Consider the following 13,654-nt stretch of genomic DNA (forward strand, 5'->3'; position numbering starts at 1 on the left):
CGCGGCCGGCCGGACCGGGCCCCGGCCCGCCGCCGAACGGTCGTCAGGGGTGGCGGCCGCGGTACACGGAACCGTTCCTTCCGCCCTGGGACGCGATGTCTCCCCGCTCGGTTCCGCTCACCGTTCCCCCCTCCTCCGTCCGGGTGAAGAACGGCCCCGGGGGACGCCCCGTCAGCCGCGGATGCTCAGGAGCACCCCGTCCAGCTCGTCCGGCTTCACCAGGACGTCCCGGGCCTTGGAGCCCTCGCTCGGCCCGACGATCCCGCGCGACTCCATCAGGTCCATCAGCCGGCCCGCCTTGGCGAAGCCGACCCGCAGTTTGCGCTGGAGCATCGAGGTGGAGCCGAACTGGGTGGAGACCACCAGCTCGGCCGCCTGGATGAGGAGGTCCAGGTCGTCGCCGATCTCCTCGTCGATCTCCTTCTTCGGACCGCCGCCGACCGTCACGTCGTCCCGGTAGACCGCGGACAGCTGGTCCTTGCAGTGCTGCACCACCGCGGCGATCTCCGCCTCGGTGACGAACGCGCCCTGCATCCGGATCGGCTTGCTCGCGCCCATCGGCAGGAACAGCGCGTCGCCCTTGCCGATCAGCTTCTCGGCGCCCGGCTGGTCCAGGATGACCCGCGAGTCGGCCATCGCCGAGGTCGCGAACGCCAGCCGGGACGGCACGTTGGCCTTGATCAGGCCGGTCACCACGTCGACCGAGGGCCGCTGGGTCGCCAGCACCAGGTGGATGCCGGCGGCCCGGGCCAGCTGGGTGATCCGGACCACCGAGTCCTCGACGTCGCGCGGGGCGACCATCATCAGGTCGGCCAGCTCGTCGACGATGACCAGCAGGTACGGGTACGGCGTCAGCTCGCGCTCACTGCCGGGCGGCGGGGTGACCTTGCCGGCCCGCACCGCCGCGTTGAAGTCGTCCACGTGCCGGAAGCCGAACGCGGCGAGGTCGTCGTAGCGCAGGTCCATCTCGCGCACCACCCACTGGAGGGCCTCGGCGGCCTTCTTCGGATTGGTGATGATCGGCGTGATCAGGTGCGGGATGCCCTCGTACGCGGTCAGCTCGACCCGCTTGGGGTCGACCAGCACCATCCGGACCTCGTCCGGGGTGGCCCGGGCCAGCACCGAGGTGATGAGGCAGTTGATGCAGGACGACTTGCCCGCGCCGGTCGCGCCGGCCACCAGGATGTGGGGCATCTTGGCGAGGTTGGCCATCACCGTGTGGCCCTCGACGTCCTTGCCCATCCCGACCACCATCGGGTGGGTGTCCTCGGCGGCCGCGCGCGAGCGCAGCAGGTCGCCCAGGTTGACCATCTCGCGGTCCCGGTTGGGGATCTCGATGCCGACCGCGGACTTTCCCGGGATCGGACTGATGATCCGCACGTCGGGACTGGCCACCGCGTACGCGATGTTCTTGGCGAGCGCGGTGATCCGCTCGACCTTGACCGCCGGGCCGAGCTCGACCTCGTACCGGGTGACCGTCGGACCGCGGGTGAAGCCGGTGACCCGCGCGTCCACCTTGAACTCGGCGAAGGTTCCGGTGAGCTGGGCCACCACCTCGTCGTTGAGGGCGCTGCGGGCCTTGGCCGGGCCGCCGCGCTCCAGCAGGTCGAGCGAGGGGAGCCGGTAGGTGGTGTCGCCGGAGAGCCGGAGCTGCTCCATCCGCACCGGCGCCGGGCCGTGCTCGTCCGGGGCCCCCGGGCCCGTGCCGCCGCTGCGGGCGGCCGGGACGGCGGGCTCCTCCGGCGCAGCGGTGCGGTCCTGCACCTGGTGCATCATGTCCGCCACCGCCGAGGAGGCGGGCACGCCGTAGACCAGCGCGCCGTCCAGATCGGCGGCGGCGCCGGCGGCGAGGTCCCGGGTGGCGTAGGGGTCCTCGGTGTCGGGGGCGAGCGGCTCCTTGGTGAACATGTCGGGGACCGCGGCGTCCGGCCCGGCCTCGGCCGCCTGCTTGCGCCGGCGGCGGCGCCGGCGTGCGCCCACCTCGTCCTCCGGGGTGTCACCGGTGTCCACGGTGAACGGCAGCGCCGACGGGTCGGCGTCCTCGGGCGGCTCGGTGGAGAACTCGCGCTCCGGCGCACGCCCCCCGGGAAGCCGGTCCTGCGGGCCGGGCTCGACCACGCCGAGCCGGACCCCGACGGCGCGCAGCCGCTCCGGGATCCGGTTGACCGGGGTGGCGGTGGTGACCAGCAGGCCGAAGAAGGCCAGCAGCAGGAGCAGCGGCACCGCGAGCGGCGGCCCGGCGGCGGCCATCATCGGGGTCGAGACGGCCCAGCCGACGATGCCGCCCGCCGCCCTTATCCGGGTCGCGCCGCTGCCCATCATGGGGGCGCCGCAGCCGATGTGGACCAGGCCGAGCACGCCGACCACCAGTGCGCTCAGGCCGATCATGATCCGCCCGTTGGCCTCCGGCAGCTCCGGATGGCGCATCAGCCGGACCGCGATCGCCAACAGCAGGAACGGCACCAGCACGTCCAGCCGGCCGAACAGGCCGGAGACCACGTTGGTGGCCGCCTCGCCGAGCCAGCCCTGGGGGCTGAACCAGGTGCCGGCGGCGGTGACCAGCGCCAACGCGAAGAGCAGCAGGCCGACGCCGTCCTTGCGGTGCGCCGGATCGAGGTTCTTGGCGCCGTCGCCGAAGCCGCGGAAGACCGCGCCCAGGGCGTGCGCCAGGCCCAGCCAGACGGCCCGGACGGCGCGGAAGAGCAGCGGCTGCGGGGGCGGCGGCGGTGCGGCCTTGGCAGCGGCCTTCTTCGCCGGAGCGGCCTTCTTGGCGGCAGCCTTCTTCGCGGGCGGCTTGGCCGGAGCCTTCGCCGCGGCCTTCTTGGACGGTCCCGGGCTCGATGTGCTTGCCGCGCTACCGGGCGAACGTGTGGCCATGGCTCAGCAGCCTACCGGGGTCGGCGGACTGAGCACATGTGACCGACCCTGCTCCCCGGACGTGTCGCAGACACACCGTCACAGCGGTCGGAATCCACCCGAAGGTGTGAAAGGGGCCGCGCTCACTCGACGCCGGGACGGAGCGCGTCCAGCGCCCGGCGCAGGCCGCCCAGCTTCCGCTCCAGGTGGGCCGCGGTGGCGGCCACCCCGCCGTCCTCGGTGCCGTCCAGCTGTTTGACCAGCGCCTCGGCCTGCTCCTCCACCGAGGCCAGCCGTGCCGACAGCTCGCCCAGCAGCGCGCCGCCGATGGCCGGCTGCCCGCCGCCGGCCTCCAGCTGCAGCCGCAGCAGCGCGGCCTGCTCCTTGAGCTGGCAGTTCTTCATGTAGAGGTCGACGAAGACGGAGACCTTGGCGCGCAGCACCCAGGGGTCGAAGGGCTTCGAGATGTAGTCGACGGCACCGGCCGCGTAGCCGCGGAAGGTGTGGTGCGGCCCGTGGTTGATCGCGGTCAGGAAGATGATCGGGATGTCCCGGGTGCGCTCGCGCCGCTTGATGTGGGCGGCCGTCTCGAAGCCGTCCATGCCGGGCATCTGGACGTCCAGCAGGATCACCGCGAAATCGTCGGTGAGCAGCGCCTTGAGCGCCTCCTCACCGGACGCGGCGCGCACCAGCGTCTGGTCCAGCGCGGAGAGGATCGCCTCCAGCGCCAGAAGGTTCTCCGGCCGGTCGTCGACCAGGAGGATCTTCGCCTTCTGCATTCCGACCCGCCCTCCTGTCGCCTGCCTGCCTGGGGAAGGCACCCGCGTACTGCCCACCATTACCCCGGTCATGCTAGCCGCACCCCCTCGCCCGGCACACCGCTCCGTCGCGACCCGGTTCGGAACAGCACGCAGCCAGTGCTCCGGCGCACGCTCAGCAGTGCGTTGCCGACCGGTCACTGTTCGCAACGATCGGTGACCCTACCGGGTTCCCGGCCCTCCCCGCCAGCAAACCGGCCGCCGAGTGGCGCGAACCCCGGAGCGGGCCCCGGTGTTCGCGCCCCTGCGGACGTTCAGGGCCGCCCGCCGTTCAGCCAGTCGTGCATCACGGACAACAGGTGGTCGGTCTCGACCGGCTTGGTGATGTGATCGGTGGCGCCGGCCTCCAGCGACTTCTCCCGGTCGCCCTTCATCGCCTTGGCGGTCAGCGCGATGATCGGCAGACCTGCGAACTGGGGCATCCGGCGGATCGCCTCGGTGGTCGCGTAGCCGTCCATCTCCGGCATCATGATGTCCATCAGGACCAGCGCGACGTTCTCGTGCTGCTCCAGCATCTCGATGCCCTCGCGGCCGTTCTCGGCGTACAGCACGGTCAGACCGTGCTGTTCCAGGACGCTGGTGAGCGCGAAGACGTTGCGGACGTCGTCGTCCACGATCAGCACCTGCTGGCCGTCGAACCGGGCGTCCACGCGGCCGGCCGGGCGGACCGCCGGCGCGGCGGCCGGGGCGCGGACCTCGGCGGGGACGGCCTGCGCGACGGCGCGACGGCGCTCCACGGCACCGCGGCGACGCTCCTCGGCGAGTTCGCGGACCTCCTGCGCCCAGTGGTCGGCCGGGTTGTCGCCGACCGGGACGGGCGTACCGGCCGGGGTGACCGCCACCGAGGCGCGCACCGGCGAGGCGTTCGCCGCGGGCGGCGGCGCGGTGGCCGGGCCGGCGTCCGGGGCCTGGGTGTACAGCGGCAGGTACAGCGTGAACGTGGAGCCCCGGCCCAGCTCGCTCTCGGCGTGGATCTCACCGCCGAGCAGGCGGGCGATCTCGCGGCTGATCGACAGGCCGAGGCCGGTGCCGCCGTACTTGCGGCTGGTGGTGCCGTCGGCCTGCCGGAACGGCTCGAAGATCTCCCGCAGCTTGTTGCCGGGGATGCCGATGCCGGTGTCCGAGACGGCGAAGGCGATCAGCGCGTCGTCCGGGCCCTGGATCGTGCCGGCCTCCAGCAGACGCTCCCGCACGTGCTGCGGGACGCCCGGACCGGCCGGCCTGATCGAGAAGTCGACCGCGCCGGCGTCGGTGAACTTCACCGCGTTGGAGATCAGGTTGCGCAGCACCTGCTGGAGCCGCTGCTCGTCGGTGTGCAGGGTGACCGGCAGGGCGGGCGAGACCCGGACGGCGAAGTCCAGGTTCTTGTCCAGCGCGACCGGCTGGAAGGTGGCCTCCACGTAGTCGACCAGCTGGACCAGGGCGATCCGGGCGGGGCGGACGTCCATCTTCCCGGCCTCGACCTTGGAGAGGTCCAGGATGTCGTTGATCAGCTGGAGCAGGTCGGAGCCGGCGCCGTGGATGGTGTCGGCGAACTCGACCTGCTTGGGCGAGAGGTTGCCCTCGTTGTTGTCCGAGAGCAGCTTGGCCAGGATCAGCAGCGAGTTGAGCGGCGTGCGCAGCTCGTGCGACATGTTGGCGAGGAACTCGCTCTTGTACCGGGACGCCAGCGCCAGCTGCTCGGCGCGCTCCTCCAGGACCTGCCGCGCCTCCTCGATCTCGCCGTTCTTGATCTCGATGTCGCGGTTCTGCTGGGCGAGCTGCGAGGCCTTCTCCTGCAACTCCTCGTTGGTCCGCTCCAGCTCCTCCTGGCGCGCCTCCAACTCGGCCGACCGCATGGAGAGTTCCGCGGTCAGCCGCTGGGACTCCAGCAGCAGGCCCTCGGTCTTGGTGTTGACGCTGATGGTGTTGACGGTGACGCCGATCAGGTCGGCGATCTGGTTGAGGAAGTCCAGGGCGACGGTGGTGAAGGAGCTGAAGGTGGCCAGCTCGATCACGCCCAGCAGCCGGCCCTCGAACAGCACCGGCAGCACCACGATGTGGGCCGGCGAGGCCTCGCCCAGACCGGACGCGATCTTGAGGTACCCGGGCGGGGCCTCCTTGAGGATGATCGCCCGCTTCTCCACGGCCGCCTGGCCGATCAGCGACTCGCCGGGCCGGAAGGTGGTCGGCATCGCCCGGCGCTGATAGCCGTAGCTGCCGATCAACCGCAGCACCGTGTCGTTCTCGTCGTCGTCCTCGGTGATCAGCTCGGCGGTCCGGCCGGCCGGCTGGGCCAGGAAGAACGCGCCGTGCTGGGCCGAGACCACCGGCGTCAGCTCGGTCATGATCAGTGAGGCGACCGCCTCCAGGTCGCGGCGGCCCTGCAGCAGGCCGGAGATCCGGGCCAGGTTGGTCTTGAGCCAGTCCTGCTCCTGGTTGGTACGGGTGGTCTCGCGCAGGTTGGCGATCATCTGGTTGATGTTGTCCTTGAGCTCGTCGAGCTCCCCGGCGGCGTCCACGTCGATCCGCAGCGACAGGTCGCCCCTGGTCACCGCCGTCGCGACCTGCGCGATCGCCCGCACCTGCCGGGTCAGGTTGTTGGCCAGCTCGTTCACCGACTCGGTGAGGTCCTGCCAGGTGCCGTCCACGCCCGGCACCCGGGCCTGGCCGCCGAGCCGACCGTCGGTGCCCACCTCGCGGGCGACCCGGGTCACCTCGTCGGCGAACGAGCCCAGCTGGTCGACCATCGTGTTGATGCTCGTCTTGAGCTGGAGGATCTCGCCCCGCGCATCCACGTCGATCTTCTGCGAGAGGTCGCCGCGGGCCACGGCGGTGATCACCAGCGCGATGTTGCGGACCTGGCCGGTGAGGTTGTTGGCCATCAGGTTGACGTTGTCGGTCAGGTCCTTCCAGATGCCGGCCACCCCCGGCACGCTCGCCTGACCGCCCAGCGTGCCGTCGGTACCCACCTCGCGGGCGACCCGGGTCACCTCCACCGCGAAGGCGGAGAGCTGGTCGACCATCGTGTTCAGGGTGCCGGCCAGCGCCGCGACCTCGCCCTGCGCCTCGATGTCGATCTTCTTGGAAAGATCACCGCGGGCGACCGCGGTGGCGACCTCGGCGATGTTGCGGACCTGACTGGTCAGGTTGTTCGCCATCAGGTTGACGTTGTCGGTCAGGTCCTTCCAGATGCCCGACACCCCGCGCACCCGCGCCTGGCCGCCCAGGATGCCCTCGGTGCCCACCTCGCGGGCGACCCGGGTCACCTCGTCGGCGAACGCCGAGAGCTGGTCGACCATCGTGTTGACGGTGGTGACCAGCTCCAGGATCTCGCCCCGGGCGTCGACGGTGATCTTCTTCGACACGTCGCCGCGCGCCACCGCCGTGGTCACCTCGGCGATGTTGCGCACCTGGCTGGTCAGGTTGTTGGCCATCAGGTTGACGCTGTTGGTGAGGTCCTTCCACGTCCCGGACACCCCCGGCACGCTCGCCTGACCGCCGAGGATGCCCTCGGTGCCGACGTCCCGGGCGACCCGGGTCACCTCGTCCGCGAAGGCCCCGAGCTGGTCCACCATCGTGTTGATGGTGTTCTTCAGCTCCAGGATCTCGCCGCGCGCGTCCACCTGGATCTTCTGCGACAGGTCGCCCCGGGCGACCGCCGTCGTCACCTGGGCGATGTTGCGGACCTGGTCGGTGAGGTTGTTCGCCATGAAGTTGACGTTGTCGGTCAGGTCCCGCCAGACCCCGGCCGCGCCCGGCACCTGCGCCTGACCGCCCAGCCGGCCCTCGGTACCGACCTGGCGGGCCACCCGGGTCACCTGCTCGGCGAAGCCCGACAGCTGGTCCACCATCGTGTTGATGGTGTTCTTCAGCTCCAGGATCTCGCCGCGCGCGTCCACCTCGATCTTCTGCGAGAGGTCCCCGCGCGCCACGGCGGTCGTCACCTGCGCGATGTTGCGGACCTGGCCGGTCAGGTTGTCGGCCATGAAGTTCACCGAGTCGGTCAGGTCCCGCCAGACCCCGGCGACGCCCGGCACCTGCGCCTGACCGCCCAGCCGGCCCTCCGTACCCACGTCCAGAGCCACCCGGGTCACCTGCGCGGCGAAGCCGTTGAGCTGGTCCACCATCGTGTTGACGGTGTTCTTCAGCTCCAGCATCTCGCCGGCCACCTCGACCGTGACCTTGCGCGACAGGTCGCCCTTGGCCACCGCGGTCGTCACCTGGGCGATGTTGCGCACCTGCGCGGTCAGCCGGCCGGCCATCGTGTTGACCGAGTCCGCGAGGTCCTTCCAACTGCCCGAGACGCTGCGCACCTTGGCCTGGCCGCCGAGCTTGCCCTCGGTACCGACCTCACGGGCCACCCGGGTCACCTCGTCGGTGAACTCCGACAGCTGGTCCACCAGGCCGTTGACGGTCCGGCCGATCTTCAGGTACTCGCCGCGCAGCGGGTGGCTCACCCCGTTGCCGTGCAGCGAGCGCAGCTCCATCTTCTGGTCCAGATCGCCCTCGGCGATCGACGCCAGCACCCGGCCGACGTCGGCCATCGGCCGGGCCAGGTCGTCGATCAGCGAATTGCAGTTGTCGACCGCCGCCATCCAGGCGCCCTCGCCGGCACCGGTCTCCAGCCGCTCGTTCAACCGGCCCTCGCGGCCCACCGCCCGGCGCACCCGGGCCAGCTCGCCCGTCAGGTGCTGGTTGCGCTCGGCGACCTCGTTGAACACCGCGGCGATCTCCGCCAGCGGTCCGTCACCCGGCACCGTCAACCGCCGCCGGAAGTTGCCGTCCCGCATCGCGGTGAGCGCCGCCAGCAGCTTGCGCAGCTCGGCGGGCTCGGCTCCCCGGCTGTGGTTGGCTCGCCGGCCGGCCGCGCTCCGCGGCGCGGCCCCGGACCGCCCGCCACGCTGAGCGGGCGGCGTCGTACCGGTTGCGTCCTTGGTGGCCGAACTCAACGGGCCCCTCCCAGATCGTGAACTGCCCGGCGTCCGACCGCGGCCCGTACGGGCCCGGAACCGGACACCGGTCCGGCGTATCTGCGTCCCGGCGACCGCGCGGCCGACCGGAACCCGCATCGACCGTACTGCTCCGGACGGCCGTCGCGGACCCCCCAGTCTGGCAGCACCTGCGCCGGGTATACGGCCGGTTGCGCTCGGTTGGTACCGCCCCGGCCGAAACAGGTGGGCAGAATCACCCTCAGGTGCCCGTTTCGACGCCCCGCCCCCGCGGGGAACCAACCGGAAAGTAGGGTGGAGCGCTGCACCGGGCCACAACCCGACCCAGCGCCGCCGCTCACCCCGCCGGCGCGTCCGGGGAGTCGGCGCCGCACCCGGACAGCCAGGGCCAGAGCAGAGGAGAAGTGGCAACGTGGTCACCGCGCGCGCAGCCGCCACCTTCGAACCCGTCGGCCGGTCCGCCGGGGCCGCACGGGCGTTCGTCCGGGACGCGCTGCTCGGCTGGGGCCTGCCCGAGGTGGTCGACGACGCCGTGGTCCTGGTCAGCGAACTGGTCACCAACGCCGTCGTGCACGCGGGCACCGCCGCCGAGGTCTGCTGCCTGCGCGAGGCGGAGACCGTCCGGATCGAGGTCACCGACCACCACCCCGAACGCGGCCTGCCCGCCTACGCCGACGTCCCCGTCACCGCCTCCGACCGCTACGCCGATCCCGACGGCGAGGGCGGCCGCGGCCTGCTGATGTGCTCCGCCCTGGCCGAACGCTGGGGCGTCGAGTACGGCGCGGGCAGCAAGACCGTCTGGTTCCGCCTCCCGCTGCCGGCCCACGTCACCGGCACCCGGTACGCCGTGCCCGCCACCCCCGGCAGCGAACTTCCCAGCAGTACCAGCCCACTGCGCGTCGCCGTGGTCCAACTCGACGACGACGGCCGTGTCCTCGCCTGGAACCCCGACGCCGAGGCGCTCTTCCAGCACCCGGCCGACACCGTCCTCGGCCGCCCCTGGGCCGACCTCGCCGTCTGGCCCCAGGGCCCCGGCACCGGTCTCGGCCTCGGCCTGGCCGCCACCCTCCGGCTGGCCCGCTGGGAGGGCAGCTTCGGCCTGCGGCGTTCCGACGGCCGCACCGTCGAGGTCTACGGCGTGCAGGTCCGCGTCCGCGACACCGACGGCATCCCCTCCACGCTCTGTCTGCTCGTCCTCGAACCCGACCGCGCGGTGCTCCGCTCCCCCGCCCGCACCCTGCCCGGCGACAAGACCGAACAGGGTGGCGCGCGGCTCGACCTGCTCACCGGCTCGGCCGGCACCGACGACCTCGGCACCCTGCTCCAGCGCACCGTCGAACGCGCCCGCGACCTCCTCGACGCCGACGCCGCCTACGTGCTGCTCACCACCGAGGACGAGACGGAGTTCGAGGTCCGCGCCGCCACCGGCCTCACCACCGGGCACCGCCGCCACGCCCGCTTCCCGGTCGAGACCGGCAACCGCTACGACTCCGCCCGGATGCCGTCCGTCCACGAGGACCTCAGCACCCGCCCCACCGGCCTCGCCCTCCTCGCCAACAGCGGACTGCGTTCCCTGCTCACCGTCCCGCTCAAGGTCGAGGGACGGCTGATCGGCTCGCTCGGCATCGCCGCCGCGGCACCCGGCCGCTACGACAACGAGGACGCGCTGCGGCTGCAGTTCGCCGCCGACCGGGTCGCCCTCGCCATCGAGAGCACCCGGCTCACCGAGCTCGAACGGCTCCGCCGCGGCTCGCTCTCCTTCCTCGTCGAGGCCTCCGACCTGCTGGCCGGCACCCTGCAGCACGAGCAGACGCTCGCCCTGATGGCGCAGATGGCCGTCCCCACCCTGGCGTCCTGGTGCGCCGTCTACACCAACGGCGACCACGGTGCCCCGGCCTCCCTCGCCTTCGTCCTGCACGAGGACGAGGACCGGATCGACCCGCTGCGCGCCCTGCTCGACAAGACCTCGGTCCCCGAGTCCGGCCCCACCCACGGCGTCCGCTTCTGGACCGCCCCGAGCGACACCGCCCGCGCCGGCGGACTCGCCGACAGCCCCGAACTCGGCGGTCTGCTGGGCGAGACGGTGGTCCTGCCGCTCACCGCCCGCAACCGCGTCATCGGCCTGCTCGCGCTCGGCTCGCCGGCCGGCATCCGGTTCCGCCAGGAGATCCTGGAGCTCGCCGAGGACCTCTCCCGCCGGGCTGCCCTCGCGCTCGACAACTCCCGGCTCTACTCCGAGCGCACCGCCACCAGCCAGGCCCTGCAGCGCAGTCTGCTGCCGCCGGACCTGCCCGAGATCCCGGGCGTCGAGGTGGACGTCTACTACCAGGCCGCCGGCGAGGGGAACGAGGTCGGCGGCGACTTCTACGACCTCTTCACCATCCGCGAGGGCACCTACGGCTTCGCCATCGGCGACGTCTGCGGCACCGGCCCCGAGGCCGCCTCCGTGACCGGCCTCGCCCGCCACTCGCTGCGCCTGCTCGCCCGCGAGGGCCTGGACGCGCCACAGGTCCTCAGCCGGCTCAACGCGGCCATCCTGGACGAGGGTTCGCGCAGCCGCTTCCTCACCCTGCTCTACGGCGAGCTGACCCCGCAGCCGGACGGCAGCACCGAGCTCTCGCTGGTCTGCGCCGGCCACCCGCTGCCGCTGCGGCTGCGCACCGACGGCCAGGTCGACCGGGCCGCCACCCCGCAACCGCTGCTCGGCGTCCTGGACGAACTCGAGCTCACCGCCGAGCGGTTGGTGCTCGCCCCCGGCGAGGTCCTGCTCTGCGTCACCGACGGCGTCACCGAGCGTCGGGAGGGTCGACGGATGCTTGGCGACGACGGCCTCGCGGAGGTCCTCACCGGCTGCACCGGGCTGACCGCGGGTGCGGTGGCCCTGCGGGTGCAGCGGGCGGTCGAGCGGTTCGCCCCGGAGCCGCCCTCCGACGACATGGCGATCCTCACCCTGCGGGTGCCCACCCAGCGCACCGGCTGAGGTCCGGGCTCTTCTCCCGGGCTCTCCGTGGCCCCGTCCGGGACCTTCGGCGTGCCATCGATGAGCGATCGTGAGCGTTCCACAGCTGACAGCGTGACAAATTGTACGATTCACAAGGGTACAAGCTCGCCGGGCCGGGTACACCGATCTCACCGGGGAATCCCCCGGCGGGGACACGACCAGCGGTTCTCCGCTGAGCCGTCATTCTGACCGCAGCCGTCGCACGCTCCAGCCGTGCGCCCTCGGCGCGGTCGCGCGCATCCACCTCATCGAACATCCCCCTGTGGTCGATCGCGCCCTGCGCGCGCCCAGAGTGAAAGGAGCCTCCGGTGAGCAACGACGCTACCGGGGCACAGAACGCCCGCTCCACCGGAGCCGACGCGGGTAACCTCGGCTACCTCGCCCTCGGCCTGACTCTCCTCGCCTACGGTCTTCTCTCCACCGGCCTCCTCAGTGGCACCGGGGTAGGGGACTCGGCACACCTCGCCCACCTCGTCGGCGGTCTCACCCTGTTCGTCGCCGGTATCTGGCAGCTCCGCGGCGGCGAGGGCTTCACCGGGACGGCCTTCACCAGCCTCGGGGCCTTCTGGGCCACCTGGTCCGCGGCCGGAGGTGCCGGCAAGAACGCCGCCGGGCTGTTCCTGCTCCTGTGGGCCCTGCTCGCCCTCACCCTCACCGCGGCCAGCTGGAACGCGGGCCTGTTCGGCCGTGCCGTCTACGGGCTGCTGACCGTCTCCCTGGTGCTCTCCGCCTTCGCCAGCTTCAACACCTCCGGCGGTCTCGCCAAGTTCGCCGGCTGGGTCGCCGCGGCCTCCGGGCTCGTCGCCTGGTACTGGGCCACCGCGTCGCTGACCAACAGCGCGTGGGGCCGGACCGTCCTGCCGGTCAAGTAGCCGGAGAAACGCCGGTGGGCCGGACCTCCCCGCGCGGGGAGGTCCGGCCCACCGGCGTGTGTCGCCGCGGCTCAGCCGCGGGTGTCGGCCCGCTCCGCGGTGGACGCACCGGCCGCCCGGCCGGCCGTGGCCCGAGCCGCCGCCCGGCGGTCCTGCCGGCGGGCGAAGCCCGCCTGGGCCGCGTAGGAGAGGAGCAGGATGGCGACGGCGACCAGGCCGTCCGCCCAGAAGTGGTTGGCCGTGACGACCACGACCGCGACCGTCAGCACCGGATGCAGCACCACCAGCCAGCGCAGTGGACTCGGCGACACCTTGATCACCGCCACCGCCGCCAGCACGCACCAGGCCACGTGGACCGAGGGCATCGCCGACAACTGCGCGGGCACCACCCCGCCGACCGCGCCGCCGTACACCGACTGCCCGTACTCCGCCGCCACGTCGACGAACCCGTCCTGCGGCAGCATCCTGGGCGGCGCCACCGGGATGAACTGCACGAGGAGGCAGACCGCGGTCGTGATCACCACGGTCGTCCGTACCCACGTGTACCGCGTCCGGTGCCGGAGGTACACCCAGGCCAGCACCGCCAGCATCACCGTGAAGTGCATGGCGGCGTAGTAGTAGTTCGCCGCCCGCACCAGGACCGGGTAGGGCGTCACGGCGGCCTGCCAGGCCGCCTCGTCCGGCAAGCCGACCACCAGCTCCGCCCGGTGGATCCAGCGCGCCCGGTCCAGCGCGTGCTCGGTGCTCATCAGCGAGAGCTTCCCCACCAGCTGCCACAGCGCGAACAACGCCAGCAGCGTGCCGGCCTCCCGCAGCAACGCCGGCAGCGGACCACGCCGCCACCTCGCCGCCGCGTAGGAGCCCCCGTAGAGCGCGGCCGCGGCGCCCCCGGCGGACTGCCAGGTAAGGGTCAGATTCTGCAACGGTGCGCGCCTCTCCGCCGAGCCGAGGTGTGGTGGCAGAGACGTTAACGCAAAATGGCCCCCTCCAACATTGGAGGGGGCCATTTCGGAATGATTGTTCGGCGGCGTCCTACTCTCCCACAGGGTCCCCCCTGCAGTACCATCGGCGCTGTGAGGCTTAGCTTCCGGGTTCGGAATGTAACCGGGCGTTTCCCTCACGCTATGACCACCGAAACACTATGAAACTATCTACCGCCCACCCATCGATGGCGGG

General features: G+C 72.1%; 6 protein-coding genes and 1 rRNA gene. 2 read left to right on the forward strand and 5 right to left on the reverse strand.

Going from position 1 to position 13,654, the window contains the following annotated elements; all coding sequences use genetic code 11:
- Positions 1-171: 171 nt before the first annotated feature.
- From ACF9IK_RS11775 to ACF9IK_RS11785, 3 genes are all read right to left on the reverse strand, one after another.
- Complete coding sequence (locus tag ACF9IK_RS11775) at positions 172-2,877, reverse strand: DNA translocase FtsK (RefSeq protein WP_395294187.1); 2,706 nt, start codon at positions 2,875-2,877, stop codon at positions 172-174.
- Positions 2,878-2,999: 122 nt separating this feature from the next.
- The gene (locus tag ACF9IK_RS11780; RefSeq protein WP_395294188.1) at positions 3,000-3,635 is read right to left on the reverse strand and encodes a response regulator; all 636 of its coding nucleotides are present in this window, start codon (positions 3,633-3,635) and stop codon (positions 3,000-3,002) included.
- Positions 3,636-3,928: 293 nt separating this feature from the next.
- Positions 3,929-8,446: a hybrid sensor histidine kinase/response regulator gene (locus tag ACF9IK_RS11785; protein WP_395298546.1), complete on the reverse strand. Its 4,518-nt coding sequence runs from the start codon at positions 8,444-8,446 to the stop codon at positions 3,929-3,931.
- Between the two features lie 571 nt (positions 8,447-9,017).
- On the opposite strand from ACF9IK_RS11785, the gene ACF9IK_RS11790 reads away from it, so the two are divergent.
- Positions 9,018-11,585 (forward strand): SpoIIE family protein phosphatase, encoded by a 2,568-nt coding sequence (locus tag ACF9IK_RS11790; protein WP_395294189.1) that lies wholly within the window; start codon positions 9,018-9,020, stop codon positions 11,583-11,585.
- Between the two features lie 329 nt (positions 11,586-11,914).
- Positions 11,915-12,478 (forward strand): acetate uptake transporter, encoded by a 564-nt coding sequence (locus ACF9IK_RS11795; RefSeq protein ID WP_395294190.1) that lies wholly within the window; start codon positions 11,915-11,917, stop codon positions 12,476-12,478.
- 71 nt (positions 12,479-12,549) lie between these two features.
- Here ACF9IK_RS11795 and ACF9IK_RS11800 read toward each other — a convergent pair whose 3' ends face one another.
- Complete coding sequence (locus tag ACF9IK_RS11800; RefSeq protein WP_395294191.1) at positions 12,550-13,401, reverse strand: phosphatase PAP2 family protein; 852 nt, start codon at positions 13,399-13,401, stop codon at positions 12,550-12,552.
- A 96-nt stretch (positions 13,402-13,497) separates the two neighbouring features.
- Positions 13,498-13,614, reverse strand: a 5S ribosomal RNA gene (gene rrf, locus ACF9IK_RS11805).
- Between the last annotated feature and the right edge of the window lie 40 nt (positions 13,615-13,654).

The organism is Kitasatospora hibisci (assembly GCF_043950205.1).
In the GTDB taxonomy this organism is placed as follows: Bacteria; Actinomycetota; Actinomycetes; order Streptomycetales; family Streptomycetaceae; genus Kitasatospora; species Kitasatospora hibisci.